At 68.9% G+C, this 24,457-nt stretch carries 24 protein-coding genes; 16 read left to right on the forward strand and 8 right to left on the reverse strand.

Annotation, left to right across the window (positions count from 1 at the left end; genetic code table 11):
• Positions 1-47 precede the first annotated feature (47 nt).
• From XAN126_RS0104675 to XAN126_RS26830, 3 genes are all read right to left on the reverse strand, one after another.
• A complete protein-coding gene (locus XAN126_RS0104675) occupies positions 48-1,349 on the reverse strand; it encodes an RsmB/NOP family class I SAM-dependent RNA methyltransferase (RefSeq protein WP_024277439.1) in 1,302 nt (433 codons plus the stop codon).
• A gap of 22 nt (positions 1,350-1,371) precedes the next feature.
• Positions 1,372-2,034 carry a 5'-methylthioadenosine/S-adenosylhomocysteine nucleosidase gene (locus XAN126_RS0104680; protein ID WP_024277440.1) on the reverse strand — a complete coding sequence of 221 codons (663 nt, stop codon included), beginning with the start codon at positions 2,032-2,034 and terminating at the stop codon, positions 1,372-1,374.
• Positions 2,035-2,126: 92 nt separating this feature from the next.
• Positions 2,127-2,486 carry a hypothetical protein gene (locus XAN126_RS26830; RefSeq protein ID WP_024277441.1) on the reverse strand — a complete coding sequence of 120 codons (360 nt, stop codon included), beginning with the start codon at positions 2,484-2,486 and terminating at the stop codon, positions 2,127-2,129.
• 203 nt (positions 2,487-2,689) lie between these two features.
• Between XAN126_RS26830 and XAN126_RS25980 the strand changes: the two genes are divergently transcribed.
• Positions 2,690-3,199, forward strand: a complete 510-nt coding sequence (locus XAN126_RS25980; protein WP_024277442.1) for a low affinity iron permease family protein — start codon at positions 2,690-2,692, stop codon at positions 3,197-3,199.
• Positions 3,200-3,208: 9 nt separating this feature from the next.
• Here the strand turns inward: XAN126_RS25980 and XAN126_RS0104695 are convergent, their stop codons facing one another.
• Complete coding sequence (locus XAN126_RS0104695; RefSeq protein ID WP_024277443.1) at positions 3,209-4,909, reverse strand: tetratricopeptide repeat protein; 1,701 nt, start codon at positions 4,907-4,909, stop codon at positions 3,209-3,211.
• 174 nt (positions 4,910-5,083) lie between these two features.
• Between XAN126_RS0104695 and XAN126_RS0104700 the strand changes: the two genes are divergently transcribed.
• Positions 5,084-5,614, forward strand: coding sequence for a gamma carbonic anhydrase family protein (locus XAN126_RS0104700; protein ID WP_024277444.1), 531 nt, complete (start codon positions 5,084-5,086; stop codon positions 5,612-5,614).
• 111 nt (positions 5,615-5,725) lie between these two features.
• Here XAN126_RS0104700 and XAN126_RS0104705 read toward each other — a convergent pair whose 3' ends face one another.
• On the reverse strand, positions 5,726-6,394 hold the full coding sequence (locus XAN126_RS0104705; protein ID WP_024277445.1) for a transglutaminase-like cysteine peptidase: 669 nt from the start codon (positions 6,392-6,394) through the stop codon (positions 5,726-5,728).
• Between the two features lie 232 nt (positions 6,395-6,626).
• Here XAN126_RS0104705 and XAN126_RS0104710 point away from each other — a divergent pair, with 232 nt between their 5' ends.
• From XAN126_RS0104710 to XAN126_RS0104775, 14 genes are all read left to right on the forward strand, one after another.
• A complete protein-coding gene (locus XAN126_RS0104710; protein ID WP_024277446.1) occupies positions 6,627-7,298 on the forward strand; it encodes a TetR/AcrR family transcriptional regulator in 672 nt (223 codons plus the stop codon).
• The gene (locus XAN126_RS0104715) at positions 7,295-8,284 is read left to right on the forward strand and encodes an HlyD family efflux transporter periplasmic adaptor subunit (protein WP_245272210.1); all 990 of its coding nucleotides are present in this window, start codon (positions 7,295-7,297) and stop codon (positions 8,282-8,284) included. The genes XAN126_RS0104710 and XAN126_RS0104715 overlap by 4 nt, the downstream gene beginning before the upstream one ends.
• Positions 8,281-9,258, forward strand: coding sequence for an ABC transporter ATP-binding protein (locus XAN126_RS0104720; RefSeq protein ID WP_024277448.1), 978 nt, complete (start codon positions 8,281-8,283; stop codon positions 9,256-9,258). The genes XAN126_RS0104715 and XAN126_RS0104720 overlap by 4 nt, the downstream gene beginning before the upstream one ends.
• Positions 9,255-10,391: an ABC transporter permease gene (locus XAN126_RS0104725; protein ID WP_024277449.1), complete on the forward strand. Its 1,137-nt coding sequence runs from the start codon at positions 9,255-9,257 to the stop codon at positions 10,389-10,391. The genes XAN126_RS0104720 and XAN126_RS0104725 overlap by 4 nt, the downstream gene beginning before the upstream one ends.
• Before the next feature lie 314 nt (positions 10,392-10,705).
• Positions 10,706-12,370, forward strand: a complete 1,665-nt coding sequence (ccoN, locus tag XAN126_RS0104730) for a cytochrome-c oxidase, cbb3-type subunit I (protein ID WP_029876720.1) — start codon at positions 10,706-10,708, stop codon at positions 12,368-12,370.
• A 10-nt stretch (positions 12,371-12,380) separates the two neighbouring features.
• The gene (gene ccoO, locus XAN126_RS0104735; protein ID WP_024277451.1) at positions 12,381-13,130 is read left to right on the forward strand and encodes a cytochrome-c oxidase, cbb3-type subunit II; all 750 of its coding nucleotides are present in this window, start codon (positions 12,381-12,383) and stop codon (positions 13,128-13,130) included.
• Between the two features lie 3 nt (positions 13,131-13,133).
• Complete coding sequence (locus XAN126_RS0104740; protein WP_024277452.1) at positions 13,134-13,295, forward strand: cbb3-type cytochrome c oxidase subunit 3; 162 nt, start codon at positions 13,134-13,136, stop codon at positions 13,293-13,295.
• Between the two features lie 4 nt (positions 13,296-13,299).
• A complete protein-coding gene (gene ccoP, locus XAN126_RS0104745; protein WP_024277453.1) occupies positions 13,300-14,181 on the forward strand; it encodes a cytochrome-c oxidase, cbb3-type subunit III in 882 nt (293 codons plus the stop codon).
• A 271-nt stretch (positions 14,182-14,452) separates the two neighbouring features.
• Positions 14,453-15,916, forward strand: a complete 1,464-nt coding sequence (gene ccoG, locus XAN126_RS0104750) for a cytochrome c oxidase accessory protein CcoG (protein ID WP_081762799.1) — start codon at positions 14,453-14,455, stop codon at positions 15,914-15,916.
• Between the two features lie 26 nt (positions 15,917-15,942).
• Positions 15,943-16,461 (forward strand): FixH family protein, encoded by a 519-nt coding sequence (locus tag XAN126_RS0104755; RefSeq protein ID WP_024277455.1) that lies wholly within the window; start codon positions 15,943-15,945, stop codon positions 16,459-16,461.
• A gap of 217 nt (positions 16,462-16,678) precedes the next feature.
• On the forward strand, positions 16,679-18,907 hold the full coding sequence (locus tag XAN126_RS0104760) for a heavy metal translocating P-type ATPase (RefSeq protein ID WP_024277456.1): 2,229 nt from the start codon (positions 16,679-16,681) through the stop codon (positions 18,905-18,907).
• On the forward strand, positions 18,904-19,098 hold the full coding sequence (ccoS, locus tag XAN126_RS0104765; protein WP_024277457.1) for a cbb3-type cytochrome oxidase assembly protein CcoS: 195 nt from the start codon (positions 18,904-18,906) through the stop codon (positions 19,096-19,098). The genes XAN126_RS0104760 and ccoS overlap by 4 nt, the downstream gene beginning before the upstream one ends.
• On the forward strand, positions 19,095-20,219 hold the full coding sequence (locus tag XAN126_RS0104770; RefSeq protein WP_029876723.1) for a hypothetical protein: 1,125 nt from the start codon (positions 19,095-19,097) through the stop codon (positions 20,217-20,219). Before ccoS ends, XAN126_RS0104770 begins: the two co-directional genes overlap by 4 nt.
• 47 nt (positions 20,220-20,266) lie before the next feature.
• Positions 20,267-21,022, forward strand: a complete 756-nt coding sequence (locus XAN126_RS0104775) for an SDR family oxidoreductase (protein ID WP_024277459.1) — start codon at positions 20,267-20,269, stop codon at positions 21,020-21,022.
• An 8-nt stretch (positions 21,023-21,030) separates the two neighbouring features.
• Here the strand turns inward: XAN126_RS0104775 and XAN126_RS0104780 are convergent, their stop codons facing one another.
• The 3 genes from XAN126_RS0104780 to XAN126_RS0104790 all read right to left on the reverse strand — a co-directional run bounded on the left by XAN126_RS0104780 (position 21,031) and on the right by XAN126_RS0104790 (position 24,415).
• The gene (locus XAN126_RS0104780) at positions 21,031-22,539 is read right to left on the reverse strand and encodes a TrkH family potassium uptake protein (protein ID WP_024277460.1); all 1,509 of its coding nucleotides are present in this window, start codon (positions 22,537-22,539) and stop codon (positions 21,031-21,033) included.
• Between the two features lie 141 nt (positions 22,540-22,680).
• Entirely contained in the window at positions 22,681-23,073 is a 393-nt protein-coding gene (gene apaG / locus XAN126_RS0104785; protein ID WP_024277461.1) for a Co2+/Mg2+ efflux protein ApaG, read from the reverse strand.
• 124 nt (positions 23,074-23,197) lie between these two features.
• Positions 23,198-24,415, reverse strand: a complete 1,218-nt coding sequence (locus XAN126_RS0104790) for an O-succinylhomoserine sulfhydrylase (RefSeq protein ID WP_024277462.1) — start codon at positions 24,413-24,415, stop codon at positions 23,198-23,200.
• Positions 24,416-24,457 lie beyond the last annotated feature (42 nt).

The raw sequence follows: 24,457 nt of genomic DNA on the forward strand, positions 1-24,457 counted from the left end.
CGCTGTAGCTCGGCATGGCGCGTCTCCGCGGGACATAGGCGCCCGCCTCACCCCGCCCGCTTCATCACGCTCACGAAGAAGCCGTCCGTGCCGGTGCGGCGCGGGGTCATCAGCAGGCCCTCGCGGCTGGCCAGCGCCGCTTCCGCCAGCGCGGGGCCGGAGGCGCCCAGCGCCAGCACGGCCTCGGTGGGGGAGATGGGGGAGAAGTCCTCGCGCTTGTTAAGGAGGGCGCGCACCTGGGCGCCGTTCTCCTCGTCCAGCAGAGAGCAGGTGACATAGGCCAGCCGGCCGCCGGGGCGGACATAGTGAGCGGCCTGTTCCAGGATCTTGGCCTGCTCGGCGGTGCGCTGGGCGAGGGCGCCGGGGCGCACGCGCCATTTGGCGTCGGGGTTGCGCCGCCAGGTGCCCGTGCCGGTGCAGGGGGCGTCCACCAGAACGAGGTCCATCTTGCCTTCGAGGTCGTGCAGCACGTCCTCGGCGCCACGTGGGCTCCTCACCTGCACATTGCGAACGCCGGCGCGGGCGAGGCGCTCGTGCATGGGCTTCAGGCGGCGGATGTCGCTGTCATGGGCGTAGATCTGGCCCTTGTTGTCCATGAGCGCGGCGAATTCCAAGGTCTTGCCGCCGGCGCCGGCGCACAGATCCAGCACCTGACCGCCGGGGAGGGGGCGGGCGAGAATGGCGGCAAGCTGGGAGCCCTCGTCCTGCACCTCGATCTCCCCACGCAGGAAGGCGGGCTCGGCGTTGACCGGAGGCGCCTTGCCTTCGGAATCGAGCTTGATGCGCAAGGCGAGCGGCGAGAAACGGCAGGGCTCGGGATGAAGGTGGGAAAGCTCCGCCTTCACCGCCTCGGGCTCGCCCTTCAGCGTGTTGATGCGCAGGTCCAGCGGCGCACGGGCGGCCAGCGCCGCGCCTTCCTCGACCGCGCTGTCGCCGAACACATGCCGCAGCGAGGCGTGCAGCCACTGGGGATAGTCGCCGCGCACGAAGGGGGGCGCGCCCTGAAGGCTCGGATCGGCGAGGCGGCTGCGCTCGGCCTCCGACAGGGGCGCAGGGGCGAAGCGGCCGCCGTCGGCAAGGGCGGCAATGGCGTCAACCGACAGGCCGCGCATGAGCACCAGCATGCCGAGCACGAGGGCGCGCGGCTCTTCCGACCCCATCACATGGGCGGCGGAGGCGCGCCGGCGCAGGGTGTCGTAGAGGATGCCAGCGATGGCCGCGCGGTCGCCCGATCCGGCGAAGCGGTGGGAGAGGCCCCAGTCCTTCAGCGCATCTGCGGCGGGGCGGCGGCGCGCGGAGAGGTCGGCGAGGATTTCGATGGCGGCGGAAAGGCGGGCGGCAGGGGTCACGGCGGCTCTTCTGGTTGTCGGATCAGGCCTGCGGCGCGGCGGGGGCAAGCCCTTCCGCGGTCAGCTGCCGGGCGAACTGGTCCAGGGCGCGGGCCAGCTTCTCGTCGATGATGTGGAGATATTCGGTCCAGTCGGCATAGCCGGTCAGCTCGGCCTTGCCGTCGCTGATGCCGCGAAGTCCGAGGAGGGGCACACCGTGGCGGCGGGCGGCGCGCAGCACGGCGAAGGTTTCCATGTCCACCATATCCTCGGGAATCGCGTCATAGGCCGCGCCCGAGATGATGGCCCCGCCGGTGGAGAGGGAGGCTTCCGGCACGCCGGCGATGCGGTGGGGCAGCTCCACCACCACCGGCTCGTCAAGGAAGGGCGTCTTGCCGCGTTCGAAGCCGAGCGCCGAGGCATCCATGTCGCGATAGGCGACCCGGGCGACCTGATAGACTTCCGCGTGATCGAGCCGCCGCGAGCCGGCCGACCCCAGCGTCACCACCAGGTCCGGATGACGGCCCTGATGGTGCAGGATGGCGAGCGCCCGCGCCGTCTCCACGGCCGCCTCCACCGGGCCGACGCCGGTGATGAGCGGGTCGATGCGGGCCTTCAGGTGCTCTCCGTATTCCTGGCTGGTCGCCATGACGAAGAGCACGTCATGGCCGCCGAAGGCGAGGACGTGGCGGGCGGGATCGGTCATCGCAAGTTCCAGTGGGGCGCCCGGCCGGGCGCCCGGTCTGCAAAGACCTCAACTCCTCGGCTGCCGCGGCCCGCCTGTCAACCGCCCCGCTTTCAGATGTTGAGGAGGATGGCGAAGGCGAACAGAACCCACATCAGGGTCAGCACGGCAAGGCTCGCAAGATCGAGGCTGACCCCGCCGATGCCGCGCTCGGCCCGCAGCTTGGGGGAGAGCATCTGGGGGAAGGCGGCGGCGAGGCGCAGCAGCACGAAGATCCAGGCCAGCACCACGAAGGCCACGTCCGCCTTGCGGGTGAACAGGGCGAGGCAGGTCAGGGTGTAGAACAGCACGGCGGCAAGGCCGGCGCGCAATCCGTCCGCCGTCACCTCGGTGGAGCGCACGGCGCGCAGCAGCACGGCGAGCACCAGGGCCACGTGGACGAAAAGCGGGAGAAGGATCATCTGAACGGTCATGAATGCCTCCGGGGAGCGCGGCCTGGCATCGTGTTCGCCAAGCGCGAGCGCTGCCACAGGCGGAACCGCCGGCGCGTCCGTTCGTTCCCTCGCTGCATTCTTTCCCGTGGCGCGTCTCTCTGAGGGCGGTCTCGGCGGGCGAATGCATCGGCGCGCGGCGTCCCGTCCTGGCACGGCCACGCGGCCGCGCGGAGGCGTCGGACATGAGCCATCAGCAGGATATCCGGGAGTTGCGGCGCAAGGTCGAATCCGGCCGCGCCCCGCGTCCCTTCTTCACCCGCGTGTCGCAGGCGGTCTCGCGCTATGCGGGCAAGCCCGCCACCTTCATCATCGCCGTTCTGGTGCTTGTGGTTTGGGGACTCACGGGGCCGATCTTCGGCTTCAACGACACATGGCAGCTGGTCATCAACACCTCCACCAGCATCGTCACCTTTCTCATGGTCTTCCTCATCCAGAACAGTCAGAACCGCGACACGGCCGCGCTCCAGATCAAGCTGGACGAGTTGATCGCCCGCCTGGAAGGCCCCCGCGAGAGCCTGCTCGACCTCGAGGACCTCGACGAGGAGGTGCTGGAGCGCCTCCGGCTGGAATATGCGCTGCTCGCCGACAAGGCGCGCGAGAACGGGGACAGAAGGGGGCGGGTGCCCCTCTCCGAGGCGCCCCAGTGCGATCCCGGTCAGGGGAGGACCGAAGGCGCGCCTGCGGCCGGCTGAGCCTTCTGTTCAGAGTGCCGCGACGGCAAACGCCTCGGGCGGCGCTCCGGCGCGCATCCGCGCCGCCATGGTCTCGTAGGCGCTCTCGATGTGGCGGGCATAAAGGTCCACGGCGAACAGCGGCGAGGCGGGCAACCCCGCCTGGAGGCGGGCGCGCACCTCGGCAAGCGCTGCGGGATCACGGGCGAGCGAAACGGCGAGCGCCTCGAACGCTGCGGGCGTGGTGGTCGCGAGATCGCCCAGGCCCATCTGCCGCATGAGGCTGTCCGCCACCCGCGAGGCGAAGGAGCGTCCGGTGCGCGTCACGATGGGCACCCCGCGCCGCAGCGCATCGCTGGCGGTGGTGTGGGCGGTGTAGGGGAAGGTGTCGAGGAAGAGGTCCGCATGGCCGATGCGGGCGAGATGCTCCTTCAGCGGCACGCGCGGCGCGAACACGAGCCGCGACGGGTCGAGCCCGCGCCGCGCGGCTTCCCGGCGCAGATTGTCGTCTGTGCCCGCCCGCCCCTCCAGCAGCCAGAGCACCGATCCCGGCACGGCGGCGAGAATGCGGGCGAAGCTGGAGAAGGTCTCCGGGTCAAGCTTCCAGGCGGCGTTAAAGGAGACGAACACGAAGGCGTCTTCGGGCAGCCCGCAGGCGGCGCGTCCCGGCGGCTCGGCGACGGGCAGGTCGGGATCGTTCGGCTGGTAGCAGTGCGGCAGCTGGACGATCTTTTCGCTGTAGAAGGGCGCATCCGCGAAGGGCAGCACCACCGGATCGCCGATCACGTAGTCGAAAAAGCTGGCTCCGCTGGTGCCGGGATAGCCGAGGAAGCCCACCTGCACAGGCGCCGGGCGGTGGGCGAACAGGGCCATGCGCTCGCCCTGTGTGTGGCCCATAAGGTCGACGGCGATGTCGATACCGAGCCCGGCCATCTGTCGGGCGATGTCCTCGGTGCTCGCCTTCTCCACATCGAGGAAGCGGTCCACCGCCCCCTTCACCCGCGCCCGCTCGGGCGAGCCGTCGTCCGGACCGATGGAGACGGCGGTGATCTCGAACCGGCTGCGGTCGTGCCGCTCCAGCAGGCCGGCTATGAGGTGGGTGGTGGGATGGATGCGGAAGTCGGCCGAGACGTAGGCCACGCGGATCGGGCCCGTGGCCGCGCGCCGGGCGGAGTGATCGAAAACGAGCGGCCGTGCGGGCGTCTTCTCCGCCTCCACCCAGCGCCGTGCCCCGGGGAGATGCATCGCGGGGTCGTCCAGATAGAGCGTGAGGAAGGGAATGGAGGGCGCGCTCTGGCCGATGGCGCCGAGCCGCAGGTTTTCCAGAAGCCGCGCGTGGCCGCGCCAGTCGCAGGTGGCGCGGCGGCCGGGAAACAGCACGTTGGCGGCGAGCGGCAGGGTCGGGTCGCGCGCGAAGGCCTCGCCCATGGCCGCGACTTCCTCGGCCGAGCGCTTCAGCGCGCCGTAAGCGAGGGCGAGATTGTAATGGAGCTTGGGATCTTCCGGCCGCCGCGCCAGCGCCTTGCGATAGAGCTCGATGGCCTCCGCCTCGCGGCCCTGCCGGGCGCGGCAGATGCCGAGCAGCTGGATGACGTCGGCATGATCCGGGACGGACTTCAGGATCTTGCGATAGGCCCGCGCCGCGTCCTCATACTGCTCGCGCAACTGGAGCTGGTAGCCGTCATAAAGCAGCTTCGCGAGGGGCGGGGGGAGCGGAGGGGGCTGGGACATGGTCTCGGTCGGCTGGGCTCTGCAAGTCGGCTGGGCTCTGCAAGTCGGCTGGGCGCAGCCAGCGCGAAGGGGAGGCGTTGCGCGCCTCTAGCATGCGGGCGCCGATGGCGATAGGCAGGGGCTGGCGCGCCCGGCCGCCACGCCGGCCACCGACCGATCTTCTGGAGGAACCCCATGCCGCTTTATGCCCTCGACGGCATCGCCCCGGAGCTGCCCGCCTCCGGCAATTTCTGGATCGCCCCCACCGCCGTCCTCATCGGCCGGGTGATCGTGAAGGAGGGCGCGAGCATCTGGTTCGGCGCGGTGCTGCGCGGCGACAATGAGCCCATCGTTGTCGGCGAGGGCACGAACATCCAGGAGAACTGCGTTCTCCACACCGACCCCGGCTATCCCATGACGCTCGGCCCCAAGGCCACCATTGGCCATAATGTGACGCTGCATGGCTGCACGGTGGGGGAGGGGGCGCTGGTGGGCATGGGCGCGACCGTGCTGAACGGCGCGGTCATCGGCGATCACTGCCTCGTCGGCTCCATGGCCCTCGTGACCGAGGGCAAGACCTTCGAGCCCTATTCGCTCATTGTCGGCGCTCCGGCCAAGGTCGCCCGCACGCTGGACGAGGCGGCGGCCGAGCGGCTGATCGCGACGGCGGCCGGCTACCAGCACCGCTGGCCCCAGTATGCGGCCGGCCTCAAGCGCATCGACTGAGGGTCCGCCGTATTTCAATGCAAAACGGGCCGGAACCGCGGCGTCGGTTCCGGCCCGTTTTCGTCTCGCTGAGGCAGAAGCCGGCGAGGCGACCCTTTGAAGGTCAAGCTGTCAGCGGCCGGTGCCCACCACCGGCGGCACCCTCGTCTCGCCGAGGGACACCCACTGGGAGGGGTCCTCCTTGGACTGGCGCTTGACGAAGCGATAGCCCGTGTCGGTCCAGGTGTGGATGTCGGCTTCCTGGTTGTCGAGGATGAGGTCGCCCTTGTCGGTGATGACGGTGAGCACGGCGTGGCCGTCGCCTTCGTGGTCGCGCACCACCGTGATGAGCAGAACCGAAGTCGGCCAGCCGGCGTTGATGAGGCGGCGGCGCTTTTCGAGCACATAGTCCTCGCAATCACCGCGGCCGTCGTCGGGATAGGCCCAGCGCTCGGTCTCGCCGTAATGGTCGAGGTCAGTTTCGGGCTGGACCACTTCGTTGACGGTGCGATTGACGCGCTCAAGCTCGGCCTTGTGCTCGGCATCGAGCCGGATCGCGGGCATGAGGGGACCGGCGGCGCGGCAGTCGGCGCCGTTCTCGGCGCAGAAACGGACATAGCCGGACGGGGCGGAGGTGTAGCGCCCATCCGCGAGGTGGCGCGGCGCGAAGGCGGCGGCGAGGTTTGCGAGACGGAGCTGCCCGCGGGCGTCCTGCGCGGCGGCGGGGACGCTTGCGCCCAGAAGCGCGACCCATGCGGCCAGCGCCAGAGGAAGGCTGAGGAGCGAAACGCGCTTCGACATTGCCGGGGGTCCGAGCGGAGTTAACAAAAAGATAATGCCTCAAGCCGCCGGGCTTGGCTCCGTCAACCTTCTGTTAACCTTAACAGCCCGGTTTCAAAATACCTCCCGATTTTGCGATCCTTTTGGGCTGTTGCACCGCCGCCACCCCGGCACGCGCGACGCGACACTATTGCGCTTGGCGCGTCCCTCGACCGATGCTAGTGACTGACGCGTCAGTCATAGCGAGGCGCCCATGGCGCGAAGCCCTTCGGACCCACGCGAGACCGCGCCCGCGCCACAGGCCCGGCGGCGGCGCGCGCCGGTCATGGACAAGGGCGAGCGGCGCCGCTCCATCCTCGATGCGGCGCTGGCGGAGTTCGCGGCCCACGGCTTTGCCGGCACGCGGCTGGACGATGTGGCGCGCCGGGCCGGCGTCGCCAAGGGCACGCTCTATCTCTACTTCTCCGACAAGGAGGCCCTGTTCCGCGGGCTGGTGCAGGAGACGCTGTCTCCCGTCCTCGTCGATGCCGGCGGCATGGTGGCGCTGTTTCCGGGAACGACCCGCGAGCTTCTGGACCTTCTCATCGAGCTGCTCGCCCAGCGCGTGCTGGAAACGCCGGCACAGGCGCTGGTGCGCCTGATGATCGCCGAGGGGCCGCGCTTTCCGGAGCTTGCCGCTTATTATCACCGGGAAGTGGTGGTGCGCGGCCTCGCCCTCATCCGCGCCATCGTCGCGCGGGGCATCGCCCGCGGCGAGATCGACAGCGACATTCCCGCCCGCTTCCCCCAGCTCGTCATCGCCCCGGCCATCGTCGCGGTGGTGTGGAACAGCATGTTCGGTGCCTTCGATCCCCTCGACGTGCGCCAGTTCCTCGCCGCCCATCGCGACATGATCCTGCGCGGCCTTGGATGGAGAGAGACGTGACCCGCGCTCCCGCATTGTGCACCATGCTAGTCCGTGCCCTTGCCCGTGCCCTCGCCCTCGCCGCCGCGCTCGGCCTCGCAGGTTGCAACGGCGACGGGGCAGGCGGCTTCTCCGGCTATGTGGAGGGGGATCTGGTGTTCATCGGTCCCACCGAGGCAGGGCGCGTCACCGCGCTCCTGGTGGAGGAGGGGGCGCAGGTGAAGGCCGGGCAGGTGCTGGCGAAGGTGGAGGACGATCTCCAGACCGCCGACCGGGACGCTGCCGCCGCCCAGCTCAAGGAGGCCGAGGCCCGCCTCGCCAATGCCCGCTCGCCCCTCCAGCGGCCGGAGGAGGTCGCGGTGCTGGAAGCCTCGGAGCGGCGCGCCGCCGCCGCCCTCGACCTCTCCCGCATCGAGCTGAACCGCCAGAAGACGCTGGTGCCCAAGGGCGCGTCGTCCCAGGCCAATCTCGATTCCGCCCAGCACCAGTACGACCAGAACCAGGCCGCCCTCGACGAGGCGCAACGCCGCATCGCGGCCGCCCGCATCGCCTCGCGCAACCAGGACATCGACGCCGCCGAGCAGGCCGCGCAGGCGGCGAAGGCCAACCTCGCCGCCGCCCAGATCCGGCTCGACCGCCGCACGGTGAAGGCCCCGGCCGACGGTCCCGTGCAGACCGTCTATTACCGGCCGGGCGAGATGGTGCCGGAGGGCCGGCCCATCGTCTCCGTGCTGCCGCCGGGGCTGGTGAAGGTGCGTTTCTTCGTGCCGGAGGCGCAATTGCCGAAGGTCAAGGCCGGTGCACCGGTCACCGTCACCTGCGACGGCTGCGCGCCGTTCACCGCCAAGGTGTCCTTCATCGCGGCGCAGGCTGAATATACCCCGCCGGTGATCTACAGCCGCGAGGAGCGCTCCAAGCTCGTCTACATGGTGGAAGCGCGGCCCGACGATCCCGCCAAGGCGAAGCCCGGCCAGCCGGTGAACGTGACGCTCGGAGCCGCGCCGTGAGCACGGCGGCGGCGCCGGTGCTCGATCCGGATGTGGTGATCGAGGTGGAGGGCCTCTCCAAGAGCTTCGGCGGGCATCGTGTGGTGGACAATCTCACCATGCGGGTGCGGCGCGGGCAGATCTACGGCTTCCTCGGCCCCAACGGTTCGGGCAAGACCACCACCATCCGCATGCTGTGCGGGCTGCTGACCCCGGACGCGGGCCGGGGCACCTGTCTCGGCATGGACATCCTCACCGAGTCCCGCGCCATCCGCGAGCACGTGGGCTACATGACCCAGCGCTTCTCGCTCTATCAGGACCTCTCGGTCCGTGAAAATCTGGAATTCGTCGCGCGGCTCTACGGCGTCCCCCAGCCGGAGGCTGCGGCGACGCAGGCGCTGCAGCGGCTCGGGCTTGAAGGGCGGGGCAAGCAGCTTGCTGGCGCGCTTTCGGGCGGCTGGAAGCAGCGACTTGCGCTCGGCGCCTGCATCCTGCCCGGACCCGACCTCCTGTTGCTGGACGAGCCCACCGCCGGCGTCGACCCGCAGGCGCGGCGCGAATTCTGGGAGCAGATCCACGACCTCGCCGCCGAGGGCCTCACCGTGCTGGTCTCCACCCATTACATGGACGAGGCGGAGCGCTGCCACGAGATTGCGTACATCGCCTATGGCAAGCTGCTCGCCCAAGGCACGGTGCAATCGGTCATCGCCGCCGCCGGCCTCACCACCGTGACGGTGGAGGTGAAGGGTGAGGCGGGACAGGAGGCCGGGCGCATCGCCCGTGACCTCGCCCGCGACCTGTCCCAGCGCGCGGGGGTGGACATGGTGGCGCCCTTCGGCACGGCCCTGCACATCTCCGGCCGTGACGGCGCGGCGCTGGAGGCGGCCCTCGCGCCTTTCCGCTCGGACGAGCGCCTCGCTTTCCGCGCCGATGCGCCGACGCTGGAGGACGTGTTCATCGACCTGATGCGCCGCTCCAAGGACGAGCTGCGATGAGCGCCCGCGCCGCGCGGGGCGGCTTCCTGACGCGCGTCGGCGCCATGATCGTGAAGGAGTTCATCCAGCTCCGCCGCGACCGGGTGACGTTCGCGACGATGATCATGATCCCGCTGCTGCAGCTGATCCTGTTCGGCTATGCCATCAACACCACGCCGCGCAACCTGCCCACCGCCGTCTTCACCCACGAGAACAACGAGGTGAGCCGCGCCATCCTCGCCGCCCTGCGCAACACCGCCTTCTTCGCCTTCGTGCGCGAGGTGAAGAGCGCGGAGGATGCCGAGCACATGATCCGCTCGGGCGAAGTGCTGTTCTTCGTGGAGATTCCGGCGGGGTTCGAGCGGTCGCTGCGGCGGGGGGAGACGCCCCTGCTTCTCGTGGCGGCGGATGCCACCGATCCCGTCGGCTCGGCGAACGCGCTGGCCGCGCTTGCCGGCGTCGTCAATTCGGCCCTCGTGCGCGAGCGGTTCGTGGATGCGCCGGGCAACGCCGCGTTCGAGATCGTCCAGCACCGCCGCTACAACCCCGCCGGCACCAGCCAGCTCAACATCGTGCCCGGCCTGCTCGGCACCATCCTCACCATGACCATGCTGATCTTCACCGCCCTTTCGGTGACGCGCGAGATCGAGCGGGGGACCATGGAGAGCCTCCTCTCCATGCCCATTCACCCGGTGGAGATCATGCTGGGCAAGATCACGCCCTATGTGCTGGTGGGCATCCTGCAGGCGCTGCTCATCATGGGCGCGGGGATGATTCTCTTCGGCGTGCCGCTGGAGGGCAGCGCGATCCTGCTGGCAGTGGCGACGCTGCTGTTCATCGTCGTCAACCTGTCCATCGGCTACACCTTCTCCACCCTGGCGCAGAACCAGCTCCAGGCGGTGCAGATGTCGTTCATGTTCTTCCTGCCCTCCATCCTGCTGTCGGGCTTCATGTTTCCGTTCTCGGGCATGCCGCTCTGGGCGCAATGGATCGGCGAGGGGCTGCCGCTCACCCATTATCTCAGGATGGTACGCGGCATCCTTCTGAAAGGGTCCGGCTTCTCCGACCTGACCACCGATGCGGGCGCGCTGGTGGTGCTGATGCTGGTCGCAATGGCCATAGCCGTGGCGAGATTCCGGCAAACTCTGGACTAAAAGCCGTGCGGCATGTGGCCGCGAAGTTTTGGCGCTTGCCGGAAACCGGGCTGTGGAAAATAGTGGCCCTTCTGGCGGAGCCTGGAGGCGTTCCAGGCTCGCGCGTCCAGCGTTTGCACGATGGCTATGCGACCCGATGTCCGCTGCATTGCGGCGATGGGCTTGGCGACTTGCGACGGCCCGCCACAGCGCACATCCGTATTTCGCCGGGCATAGCCTTTGACATGCGTCAAGGTGAAAAACGGTCCTAGGGCGTTGTTCTGCGTCCTAGTCCCCCGGGTGTAGTTGTGCGCTCCGGCGTGAAGGGTCCACAGATGACAACATTGCAAGCTCCAATCCAGCCCCCGGCGAAGTCGTTGAGGTGGGGTGAGGGCGCTCTCATCGGGGTGTTCTCCCTCTTCGCCCTTTTCTCGATCGTCGTGGCGGCGAAGGCCTACACGCCGGAATACGCGTTCCACGCCTACCTGTTCGCCGCGGCGAGCATCGCGGCGGTGTTCGCCATCGGCAACCGCTACATGAACCGCTCGGCCGGCTCGGTGCCGCAGTTCATCGATGGCAAGCCCAACTACAACATGGACGTGGTGAAGTTCGGCACCATCGCCGCGGTGGTCTGGGGCATCGCCGGCTTCCTCGTCGGCGTCATCGCCGCGCTGGAACTCGCCTTCCCGGCCGTCAATCTCGACTTGTCCTGGATTTCGTTCGGCCGGCTGCGGCCACTGCACACCTCGGCGGTGATCTTCGCCTTCGGCGGCAACGTGCTGATCGCCACCTCTTTCTACGTGGTGCAGCGGACCTCGCGCGCGCGCCTCGCCGGCGACCTCGCCCCCTGGTTCGTGATGCTGGGCTACAATTTCTTCATCGTCATCGCCGGCACGGGCTACCTTCTGGGTATTACCCAGGGCAAGGAATACGCCGAGCCCGAGTGGTATTCGGACCTGTTCCTGACGGTGATCTGGGTCACGTATCTCCTGGTGTTTCTCGTGACCGTGCTGAAGCGGACCGAGCCGCATATCTATGTGGCCAACTGGTTCTATCTCGCCTTCATCATCACCATCGCGGTTCTGCATCTCGGCAACAACGCCACGATCCCGGTATCGGTCTTCTCGCCGAAGTCCTACATCTTGTGGTCGGGCGTGCAGGACGCCATGTTCCAGTGGTGGTACGGGCATAACGCGGTGGGCTTCTTCCTGACCGCCGGCTTCCTCGCCCTGATGTACTATTTCATCCCGAAGCGTGCCGAGCGGCCGGTCTATTCCTACCGGCTGTCCATCGTGCACTTCTGGGCGCTGATCTTCATCTACATCTGGGCCGGCCCGCATCACCTGCACTACACGGCGCTGCCGGACTGGGCGCAGACGCTGGGCATGACCTTCTCGGTGATCCTGTGGATGCCCTCCTGGGGCGGCATGATCAACGGCCTCATGACGCTCTCGGGCGCCTGGGACAAGCTGCGCACCGATCCCGTCATCCGCATGATGGTGGTGGCCGTGGCCTTCTACGGCATGTCCACCTTTGAAGGCCCGATGATGTCGATCCGGGCGGTGAATTCGCTCAGCCACTACACCGAATGGACGATCGGCCACGTGCATTCGGGCGCGCTGGGCTGGGTCGCCTACATCTCCTTCGGCGCCATCTATTGCCTGGTGCCCTGGCTCTGGAACAAGCGCGAAATGTATTCGGTCAAGGCCATCAACTGGCACTTCTGGGTCTCGACCCTGGGCATCGTGCTCTACATCTCTTCGATGTGGGTCGCGGGCATCCTGCAGGGCCTCATGTGGCGCGCCTACACGCAGCTGGGCTTCCTCGAATACTCGTTCATCGAAACGGTCGAGGCGATGCACCCGCTCTACGTGATCCGCGCCCTAGGCGGCATCCTCTTCCTCGCCGGCGCGCTCGTCATGGCGTGGAACGTCTGGAAGACCATCACCACCCCCCAGACCGCAGCCGAGCGCGAGCTCGCCCTGCAGGCGGCCGAGTGAGGAGGCGAGCATGGCGACCCAAGGCACCTCCATCTGGTCCAAGCACCAGATCTTCGAGAAGCACTCCTACTGGCTGATGCTCGGCATCCTGGTGATGATCTCCATCGGCGGCCTCGTCGAGATCGCTCCGCTCTTCTACCTGAAGAGCACGATCGAGACGGTGGAGGGCATGCGCCCCTACACCCCGCTCGAGCTGGCCGGCCGCAACATCTACGTCCGCGAGGGCTGCTACAACTGCCACTCGCAGATGATCCGCCCGCTGCGCGACGAGGTGGAGCGCTACGGCCACTACTCGCTGGCGGCCGAGAGCATGTATGACCGCCCGTTCCAGTGGGGCTCCAAGCGCACCGGCCCGGACCTCGCCCGCGTCGGCGGCAAGTATTCGGACCTGTGGCAGGTGGAGCACCTGAACAACCCGCGCTCCGTGGTGCCGGCCTCCATCATGCCGAGCTACCCCTGGCTGGCGAAGACCAAGCTCAACGCCAAGCACATCGGCGAGGAGATGCGGGTCCAGCAGATCCTCGGCGTGCCCTACTCCGACGAGATGATCGCCAAGGCGCAGGATGACCTGAAGACCCAGGCGACCACCGATGCCGCCGACACCGACGGCCTGCAGAAGCGCTATCCCAAGGCGCAGGGCCGCGACTACGACGGCAATCCCGGCGAACTCACCGAGGCCGACGCGCTCATCGCCTATCTGCAGATGCTGGGCACGCTCGTCGACTTCAAGCTCTACGACAACCAGGCGAATGTGAGGTGATCGATGCAAGACACCTATCTCGGCCTTGCGGCCTTCGCCCAGACGGGGGGCCTGATCCTCTTCGTCGTCGCCTTCCTGCTGGTGGTCGCTTACGCCTTCTGGCCCTCTAAGGCGAGGAAGAAGGAATTCGACGACGCTGCCAACATTCCGCTCAAAGAGGATTGATCCCGTGAGCACGACCAACGACACCCACGGCAAGGTCGACCAAGCAACCGGCGTCTCGACCACCGGTCATGAATGGGATGGCATCTCCGAACTCAACAACCCGCTGCCGCGCTGGTGGCTGTGGGTGTGGTACGCCTGCATCGTCTGGGCGATCGGCTACTGGATCCTGTATCCGGCGTGGCCGCTCGTTTCCTCCGCGACGCCGGGCCTTCTGGGCTGGCATTCGCGCTCGGCGGTGGCGATGCAGATCGCCGATCTCAACGCCATCCGATCGGAGAGCGCAGCCAAGCTCGCCAATGCCTCGCTCGAGCAGATCGAGCAGACGCCGACGCTGCTCTCCCTCGCCCGGGCCCAGGGCCGCGTGGCTTTCGCCGACAATTGCGCGCCCTGCCACGGCGCGGGCGGCGGCGGTGCCACCGGCTTCCCCAACCTCAATGACGATGACTGGCTGTGGGGCGGTTCGCTGGAGCAGATCCAGACGACCATCGAGCACGGCATCCGCGCCAACGATCCCGACACCCGCCAGGGCAGCATGCCGGCCTTCGGCAAGGACGGCATCCTGCAGAAGCCGGAAATCTCGGCGGTGGCGGACTATGTGCGGACCCTTTCCGGCATCGCCAAGCCCGGCGCAGATTTCGCCAAGGGCAAGGAAGTGTTCGAGGGCAATTGCGCCGCGTGCCACGGCGAGGATGGCAAGGGCAACCAGGAGATGGGCGCCCCGAACCTCACCGACGGCATCTGGCTCTACGGCTCCGACAAGGCCACCATCGAGTATGGTGTCACCAACGGACGCGGCAACGTGATGCCAGCCTGGCACGCGCGCCTCGACCCGACCACGATCAAGGCTCTCACCGTCTACGTCCACTCGCTGGGCGGCGGACGCTGAGCCTGAAGTCCGGGGCTTTCCGCCCCGGACGCGCCCACCGACCAGTCTTCCGGGCGGACACGCGCACCGCCCGGATTGGCCGAGAGGCGCAGATGCCAAAAGGTCGCGCGACCAAACGTCGGCGCGACCTTTTGCTTTGGGGATCACATCTACATTCTAAGATATGAATGTAGCGCTGCAGAATGGAGACGGGGGTCTCCGGGTCTGCGCCGAGGGGCAAGGCCCCGACGTACGGCCGGTCCGTCATGACCGGCGAACTGCGGTGAAGATGATGACTGCCCTGTCCACCAAATCCGAGGACAAGAAGGCCCCCGTGGTCGTGAGCGGCGAAGAGGACATCCCGCTCTACGAAGCCCGGCGCCAGATCTATCCCCAGAGCGTCCATGGTCGCTTCCGCACCATCAAGTGGGTTTTGCTCGGGATCACCCTCGGCATCTACTATCTGCTGCCATTCGTGCGCTGGGACCGCGGGCCGGACGCGCCCAATCAGGCGGTGCTCATCGATTTCCCGGCCCGTCGCTTCTATTTCTTCTTCCTCGAGATCTGGCCCCAGGAATTCTATTACGTCGCCGGCCTGCTCATCCTCTCCGCGCTCATCCTGTTCCTGATGAATGCGGTGGCTGGCCGCGTCTGGTGCGGCTACCTCTGTCCGCAGACGGTGTGGACCGACCTGTTCATGGCAGTAGAGCGCCTGATCGAGGGCGACCGCCGCGAGCGGATGATCGCCGACGCCCAGCCCTGGTCCGTCGACAAGTTCGCCCACAAGACGCTGAAGCACTCCATCTGGCTGCTGATCGCCTGGTGGACCGGCGGCGCCTGGGTGCTCTATTTCGCCGATGCGCCGACCCTGGTGGTGGAGCTCGCCACCTTCCAGGCGCCCGCCGTGGCCTACATGTCCATCGCGGCGCTGACCTTCACCACCTATGCCCTCGCAGGCCACATGCGCGAACAGGTGTGCACCTATATGTGCCCATGGCCGCGCATCCAGGCCGCGCTGACCGACGAATACGCGCTCAACGTCACCTATCTCTACGATCGCGGCGAACCCCGCGGCTCGGTGAAGAAGGCGGCCGTGCTGCGCGAGAAGGGGCTGCCCGCCGGCGACTGCGTGGACTGCGGCCAGTGCGTCGCGGTGTGTCCCACGGGCGTCGACATCCGCCACGGTCTCCAGCTGCCCTGCATCCAGTGCGGCCTGTGCATCGATGCCTGCAACACGGTGATGCACAAGATCGGCCGTCCGGGGAACCTCATCACCTATGAGAGCGAGGCGAATCTTGAGGCGCGCGCCGCCGGCAAGCCCTTCGTCCAGCGCATCCTGCGCCCGCGCACCATCCTCTACGGCGTGCTGATCGCCCTCGTCTCCGGCCTCATGCTCACCGCGCTGATCGGGCGCTCGACGGAAGGCGTCGCCGCCATCCACGACCGCAACCCGCTGTTCGTGCGGCTCTCCAGCGGTGCGATCCGCAATGCCTACACCATCCGCCTCATCAACAAGAAGCTGGAGGAGCGGACCTTCATCCTCTCCGTCGAGGGTGTTCCCGACGCCAGCCTCGAAGTGATCGGCGACAATGCGGACGGCCTCACCATCGGCCCGGACCAGACGCGGGAGGTCCGCGTGCTCGTCACCACCGGCGACAAGCTTCCGCCTGCGGCTTCCCTGCCGGTGACGTTCCGCATCCGCGACAAGGCCTCCGGCCTGTCGGCCTCCGTCACCGACCATTTCATCGGCCCCTGAGCGGGCCGCACGAAGGGAAATACACCATGGCTCGAGCCTCTGCCCCGGCCGCCACCACCCCGAAGGCTCCGCGCGAACTGACCGGCCGCGCGGTGCTCGCCATCCTCCTCGCCTTCTTCGGCGTGGTCATCGGCGTCAACGTCATCATGGCGCGCTTCGCCGTCACCACCTTCGCGGGGGTGGAGACCGAAAGCTCCTACAAGGCAGGCCTTGCCTTCACCGCCGAGCATCAGGCGGCCGAGCGGCAGGCGGCCATGCACTGGAAGGTGGACGTGTCGCTCGGCTCGCCCGGGGGCGGGGCCCGCGAGGTCAACATCGTGGTGCGCGACGCCAATGGAAAGCCGCTCACCAACCTCGTCGCCGATGGCGAGCTGGCCCATCCCACCGACGCCCGCCGCGATGTGGCGCTGGACCTCGAACCGCTGGGCGACGGCCGCTACCGCGCCCGGACCCAGGCCGGAGCCGGCCAGTGGGATCTGGTGATTGATTTTGCGCAAGGCGGCGAGCGGGTCTTCCGGTCCAAGAATCGTGTGCAGCTTCCGTAAGCCGCTTAAACGGGCAACCGGCATCCTCCGGGCCTCCCGAGGCGGCATCGAGACTGCCGGGCGGCTACCGTCCAGTGCCGCCCGTGCCTTGGGTACGAGAGGCTGGGCGGCTCGTCGCGCCGCCGGCCTGTCGTACTCTTTTTATTTCATGGCACGGTGCTGATCCGTGTCGCGGGCTGAGCCCGCACCCCTCCCTGCAGCCCCCGGGGACCTGAAGATGTCTGAGGCGATCGACTATTCCATCTTCGTCGGCACGTCCGAGGACGGTCTGGCGCAGATGAGTCTCGCCATCGACGGCATCGATTGCGCCGCCTGCATCGGCGAGATCGAGAACGGGGTGAAGGCGCTGCCCGGCGTGGTGCGCGCCCGCCTCAACTACTCGACCCACCGCCTCACCGTCGCCTGGTCGGAAGGCACGTCGCCCGACCGGGTGGTGGGGCAGCTGGAGGCGCTCGGCTACCGCGCCCATCCCTTCGCCGGCCGGGCGGAGGAGAGCGAGGCGCGGCACGCCCGCTGGCTGCTGCGCTGCCTCGGCGTCGCGGGCTTCGCGGCCATGAACATCATGCTGCTGTCGGTCTCGGTGTGGTCGGGCAACGTCACCGACATCACCCCCGAGACGCGCGACTTCTTCCACTGGATCTCCGCGCTCATCGCGCTGCCGGCTGCGGCCTATGCCGGGCAGCCCTTCTTCCAGAGCGCGGTCAGGGCCATCCGCTCCGGCCGGCTGAACATGGACGTGCCGATCACCATCGGCGTCACGCTGGCGCTGGGCATGAGCGTGCTGGAAACGGCCATGAGCCAGCCGCACGCGTATTTCGACAGCGCCATCATGCTGCTGTTCTTCCTCCTCGCCGGCCGCTACCTCGATCACGAGGCGCGCCGGCGCACCCGCGCCACGGCCGGCAACATCGCCGCGCTTCGGGGCGAGATGGCCCATCGCATCGGCGCCGACGGCGTGCCCGTGCTGGTGCCGGTGCAGGCGCTTCAGCCGGGCGACACCATCCTCATCCATCCCGGCGAGCGGGTGGCGGCGGACGGCGTGGTCGCCTCCGGCCTCTCGGCGGTGGACGAAAGCCTCGTCACCGGCGAGACGCTGCCTCGGGCCCTCAAGGCGGGGGATCATGTCTATGCCGGCAGCCTGAACGGCGAGGGCGCGCTGCACCTCACCGTCACCGCCGGCGGCGAGAACACGCTGGTGGACGATGTGCAGCGCCTGCTCGACGGCGCTCTGGCCGAGAAGGGCGCCTATGTGCGCCTCGCCGACCGGGTGGCGCGGCTCTATGCGCCGATGGTGCATCTCACCGCCCTCGTCTCGGCCATCGGCTGGCTCTTGGCCGGCGCAGGGCTGCACGATGCGGTGATGATCGCCGTGGCCGTGCTCATCATCACCTGCCCCTGCGCGCTGGCGCTTGCCGTGCCGGCGGTGCAGGTGACGGCGACGGGCCGGCTGTTCCGCGCCGGCATGCTCATCAATGCCGGCGACATGCTGGAACGCCTCGCCGCCGTGGACACGGTCGTGTTCGACAAGACCGGCACCCTGACCCTGCCCGAGCCGGCGCTGGCCTTGCCGCGCGGCGCCGATCCGGACCTGGTGGCGCTGGCCGGCCGGCTGGCCCTGTCGAGCCGTCATCCGCTCGCCGGCGTCATCGCCGCCCGGGCGAAGGGGCCGTCGCTGGAGCGTGTCACCGAGGTGAGCGGGCAGGGCATCGAGGCGATCATCGACGGCCGCCGCGCCCGCCTCGGCAGCCTCTCCTTCTGCGAGGCCGTGGCTCCCGCCGATCTGCCCGCCGACGCCTCCCTCATCGCCTTCCGCCATGGCGAGAAAGTGCTCGTCATGGGCGTCGCCCAGGCGCTGCGGCCCGATGCGTGCGAGGTGGTCGCCGAGCTGAAGGCGCGTGGGCTCGACGTGCGCATCCTCTCGGGCGATCGTCCCGCCGCCGTGGCCCCGGTCGCCGCGGCGCTCGGCATTGCGCAGGCCGAGGCCGGCCTCAAGCCCGCCGACAAGATCGCCGCGCTGGACGCCCTCAAGGCCGAGGGCCGCCGCGTGCTCATGGTCGGCGACGGCCTCAACGACGCGCCGGCCCTCGCTGCGGCGGCCGTGTCCCTGTCGCCTGCGACCGGTGCGGCCGTCACCCAGGCCCATGCGGATGCGGTGTTCCTCGGCCGCCGGCTGTGGCCCGTGCTCGCCGCGGTGGACGGCGCCCGCACGGCGGCGCGGCTCATGCGGCAGAACCTTGCCATTGCGGTGGGCTACAACATCATCGCGGTGCCGCTCGCCATCGCCGGCTTCGTGACGCCGCTGGTGGCGGCGCTCGCCATGTCCGGCTCTTCCATCCTTGTGACCGTGAACGCCTTGCGCGCGGCCCGTCCCGGGCGCAAGGAAGAGGCGGTGGGGGATGACAGCGCGACGGGCGAAGCCGGTGCGCTCACGGAGGTGGCGGCGTGAACGTCCTCGTCTATCTCGTGCCCCTCGCGCTGCTGCTCGGCCTCGGCGGCCTGTTCGCCTTCCTGTGGAGCCTCAAGAGCGGGCAGTATGACGACCTCGACGGCGCGGCCGTTCGCGTCCTGTCCGACGACGACCTGCCGGACAGTGCAAGACCCGCGTCAAGCGCCGCCCCGGAAAGGCACCGCTCGTGAGGCGCGCCGCGCCCGCTCCCGAACCCCGCGCGGGGATGCTGGTCTGCGTCTGCGACCCGCAGCTCGACGCTCCGGCCAATGACAACGGCCCCCGTGCCGTCTCCACCTTCGGCCTCGCGGTGGGCTTCGCCTTCGCCGTGCTGGCGCAGACCGTGGCTTCCGCCGCGCTACCGCTGGCCGGTGCGCAGCTGGCGCCCCGGCCGGAACTCGTCACCTGGCCGTTCGCCGCCCTGCTGCTCGGCGCGGCGCTCGCCTCCTTCCCCGCCTCCTTCCTGCGCGATGCCTTCGGCCGGCGCACCGGTTTTGCCCTCGGCGCCTCGGTGGGCATCGCCGGCGGCGCCCTGCTGGTGGCGGCGCTGATCCAGCGCCAGTTTGCCTGGGCCTGCCTTGGTGCCCTGTGGCTCGGCATGGCGCAGGGCTTCTCCTTTTTCTACCGGCACGAGGCGGCCGCCGCGAGCGGGCGGCCCGCCGCCGCCACGGCCGGTGTGCTGGCCGGCGGTCTCCTCGCGGCTGTGGCCGGGCCGACGCTGGCGGGCTTCGCCGAAAGCCTCGCCGCCCCCTTCTTCCTGGTCGGCGCCGCGGCGCTGGCGGCGCTGGCGCACACCTGCTCGCTGGGCGTCGCGGTGATGCTGGCGGACGATCCCACCTCCACCTTCCGCCCCAAGGTGACGGCGCCCCTGTCGGCCATCGTGTGGCCGACGCTGGTGGCCGGCACGGCTTGGTTCGGCATGAACGCCGTCATGTCCGGCGCGCCGCTGGCGCTGGTGGGCTGCGGCATCGGCGGGGCGGCGGTGTTCGGCTTCATCGCCCTCCACGTCGCGGCCATGTATGCGCCGGCCGTGCCGCTGGCCCTCGCCGGGGATCGCCTGCCGCCGCTGGCCATCGCGCTGACGGGCGTCGTGCTGGTCGCCATCGGCGTGCCGCTGCAACGTCTTGCGACGCCGGAGAGCATCACGGCGGCGCTGATCTGCGTCGGTGCGGGCTGGTCCGTCGCCACGGTGGGGGCCACCGCCTGGATCTACCAGTCCGGCCAGCCGAGCCGCCTCGCTCTGGCGCTCCATGACGGCGGGCTGTTCGCCCTCGCCATCTGCGGCGCGCTCACCGGCTACCTGCTGGCCTGAATCGTCCCGGAGCGGTAGGCAGGGGAGACGAACCCCGGAGCCTCGCCGTGACCCATCCCTTCGCCCTCGATGGACAGACCGCCCTCGTCACCGGCTCGGCCTCCGGCCTCGGCTTCGAGATGGCGATGGCGCTGGCGCAGGCCGGTGCCCATGTCCTGGTGAACGGGCGCCATGCCGAGCGGCTCGGCGCCGCCGTCACCGCCATCATCCGCAAGGGCGGCAAAGCGGAGCCCTTCCTGCTCGACGTGTTCGACGCGGCGGCGGTGGATGCGGCCATGGCCAAGGCCCCGCCCATCCACATCCTCGTCAACAATGCCGGCGCCCGCGACCGCCGCGCCTTCCTCGACATGGAGGACGCCGACTTCCGCCGGCTGGTGGAGATGGACCTGCTTGCCCCCGCCCATCTCACCCGGCAGGTGGCGCGGGGCATGGTGGCGCGCAAGGCGGGCGGGCGCATCATCAACATCACCTCCATCGCCGGTCCGCTCTCCCGCGCCGGGGATGCCGCCTACACCACGGCCAAGGGCGGGCTGGAGGCGCTGACCCGCGCGCTCGCCGCCGATCTCGGCCCGCACGGCATCACGGTGAACGCCATCGCCCCCGGCTACATGCTCACCGCGGCCAACGAGGCGCAGTCGCGCGACCAGACGCTCAGGGAATGGCTCTTCCGCCGCACCTCGCTCGGCCGCTGGGGGCACCCGGAGGAGGTGGCGGGGGCGGCGGTGTTCCTCGCCTCGCCGGCGGCGTCCTACATCACCGGCCAGATCCTGGCGGTTGATGGGGGCTATATGGCGCACTTTTGAGGCGCGCCTCAGCGCACCCAGAAGCGCGGCATGAACAGCACCAGCACGGTGAGGATTTCCAGCCGCCCCAGCATCATGGCGGCGGTCAGCAGCCACAAGGCGGGATCGGGCAGGCCACCGAAATTGGAGGCCGGCCCCACCACCGGACCGAGGCCCGGCCCCACATTGGCGAGGCAGGCGATGGCCGCCGAGAAGGCGGTGCGCAGATCGAGCCCCATCGCGTTGAGCGCGACACCCACCAGGAAGAAGGTGAGGAGATAGAGGAAGACGAAGGAGAGCACCGAGCCCACAACGTCGTCAGACACCGGCGCCCCGCCATAACGGATGGGGAAGATGCCGGCCCGGAACGAGATGCGCTTCAGGTGCTGGCGGATGGCCTTGGCGGTAATGGCGAGCCGGAGCGCCTTCAGCCCGCCCGAGGTGGAGCCGGTGCAGCCGCCGAGGAACATCAGCACGAAGAAGAGGGCATCCGAGAACGGGCCCCAGTTGGTGTAGTCCACCGACATGAAGCCGGTGGTGGAAATGAGCGAGCTGACCGTGAACAGCGCACTGCGCAGCGCCATCTCGCCGCTGGCGATGCCCTGGAGGCTCTGCTGGGCGAAGGACAGCAGCGTGAACACGCCGACGATGGCGAGGAAGACCCGCACCTCGGGATTGGTGAACAGCCGGCTCGCATCCCCCGACAGCGCCCGCACATAGAGCGGGAAGGGCAGGGCCGCGGCCAGCATGAAGACGATGGCCACATAGTCCACCGCCGGGCTCGCGAAAACCGAGAGCGAGGCGTCCGAATTGGCGAAGCCGCCGCTCGACAGGGTGGACATGGCGAGCGTCACCGCATCGAACGGCTTGAGGCCCGCCGCCAGATAGCACCCGGCGCAGATGACGGTGAGCAGCACATAGGCCTGGAGCAGGCGCTTGGCGATGCTGCCCGCGCGCGGCAGGAACTTGTCGGACTTATCGGAGGATTCGGTGCGGAACAGCTGCATCCCGCCGATGGAGAGCACCGGCATCACGGCGATGGCGATGGCGATGATGCCGATGCCGCCGAACCAGTGCAGCAGCGCCCGCCACAGGAGGATGCCCGGCGACATGGCGTCGAGCCCAGACATGACGCTGGCGCCGGTTGTGGTGAGGCCGGACATGCTCTCGAACATGGCCCGCGTGAAGGAGAGGCGGGAAGACCCCCACATCAGCGGCAGCGCGGCGAACACCGAGAGCACCACCCAGACCGAGGTGGTGAGCACGAAGGCCTGTCGCAGATCGAGCTTGCGGGTGAGCTGGCCGCGCCCGGTCATCCACAGGAGCACGCCGACGAAGATGGTGACGGCGGCCGAGCCGACGAAGGCCGCGCCCGCGAACGTCTCCCTGCTGTTGGCGCGGGCGGCGAAATCGGCCACGGCGGGCGCCAGCATGGCGGCGCCGAGGATGGCGAGCAGGATGCCGAGCGTGGCCGCGACCGGGCGCAGGCTGAGGACCGATACGGCCTCGGCCTCCACGGTGGGAATGCCCGCGTGCATGATCTCCCCTCTCGCCCGGTTCGCTGCAACGTCAATAAAGGACAGGGGCCAAAAAAAACTAAAGCCGAAAAGGCCAAGGCTGAAAAAGGTTAAAGCTAAACAGGTTTCCCCGCCCGGCCTGCGCCGGGCGGATGAGTGGGATCAGTTGAGGACGCGGCGCACGTCCGGCACGTCCAGCGAGAAGGCCGGTATCTCGATGGAGAAGGCCTCCCCCGTGTCGGTGACCATCTCGTAGCGTCCGCGGATGATGCCGGTAGCCGTGTTGAGCGGCACCCCGCTCGTGTATTCGAACCGGCCGCCGGGCGGCAGGGTCGGTTCCTCACCGACGACACCGGCCCCGTGCACCTCCTCGGTGCGGCCGTTGGCGTCGGTGATGATCCAGTGGCGCGCCTTGAGCTGCACCGTCTCCTGGCCCAAATTGGCCACCTCGATCGTATAGGCCCAAAAATGACGGCCCTGGTCGGGCTCCGACCGCTCGGCCACATAACGCGGCGTCGCGGTCACCTGAATGTTCCGAGTGATGGCGCGGTACATACCCGCTCGACCTCCTCACACCGCGGGAGAAAATGCCCCCGCGGCGCATAGTGAACCTGCGTTGTCGCCCGCGCGCAACAGGACATGGTGCGGCGCGGCAGTCCGCGCGGCACGACGCCTGCAATCACAAGGCTTCGGCGGCTCCGGTCAGGTCGGCGATCAGGTCGTCGGCATGCTCGAGGCCCACCGAGAGGCGCAGGAGGCCGTCGGAAATGCCCATCTCCGCCCGCGTCTCCGGCGTGAATCGCTGGTGCGTGGTGGTGGCGGGGTGGGTGATGAGGCTCTTCGCGTCGCCCAGATTGTTGGAGATGCGGATGAGCCGCAGGGCATTGGCGAAGCGGAAGGCGCCGGCCTTGCCGTCCTTCACCACGAAGGTCACGAGGGTGCCGCCGCCCTTCATCTGCCGCTTCGCCAGCTCCGCCTGGGGATGATCGGCGCGGCCGGGATAGATCACCTTCTCCACGCCCGGCAGGGCGGCGAGGGCGTCGGCCACCTTGCCGGCGCTCGCCTGCATGCGCTCCACGCGCAGGGCCAGCGTCTCCAGCCCCTTCAGCATGATCCACGCATTGAAGGGGGAGATGGAGGGGCCGGTCTGGCGCAGGAAGGTCTGGAGGTGGTCGGTGACGAACTGCTTGGAGGAGAGGATCACCCCGCCGAGGCAGCGGCCCTGGCCGTCCACATGCTTGGTGGTGGAATAGACCACCACGTCCGCTCCCAGCTCGAACGGGTGCTGGAGGAGGGGGGTGGCGAACACGTTGTCCACCACGAGACGCGCCCCCGCCGTGTGGGCGATCTCTGCCACCGCGGCGATGTCGATCAGGTCCAGCGTCGGATTGGTGGGGCTTTCCAGGAAGAAGATCTTGGTGTTGGGCTTCACGCCCGCCTTCCAGGCGTCGAGGTCGCCGCCGTCGATGAGCGTGGTCTCGACGCCGAAGCGGGGGAGGAAGTCCTCCAGGATCCAGCGGCAGGAGCCGAACAAAGCGCGGGCGGCGAGCACATGGTCGCCGGCGGAGAGCTGGCACAGCAGCGCGGCATTCACCGCCGCCATGCCGGAGGCCGTGGCGCGCGCCGCTTCCGCCCCTTCGAGCAGGGCCATGCGCTCCTCGAACATGGCGGTGGTGGGGTTGGAATAGCGGGAATAGACGAAGCCGGGGTCTTCGCCCTTGAAGCGCGCCTCGCAGCTTTCGGCGTCGTCATAGACGAAGCCCTGCGTCAGGAAGAGCGCCTCGGAGGTCTCACCGAAGGGGGAGCGCGTCGTCCCGCCATGGACTAGCCGTGTTTCCGGGTGGAGTGTAAGGGGATCGCGGGGGACGAACCGGGGGGGCTTTGGCGCCACGGACATGACGGTCTCCGAGGGGAGGCCGAGGGGACCGGACCGGGCGTT

The sequence above is a fragment of the Xanthobacter sp. 126 genome, from assembly GCF_000526175.1.
GTDB classification, from domain to species: domain Bacteria; phylum Pseudomonadota; class Alphaproteobacteria; order Rhizobiales; family Xanthobacteraceae; genus Xanthobacter; species Xanthobacter aminoxidans.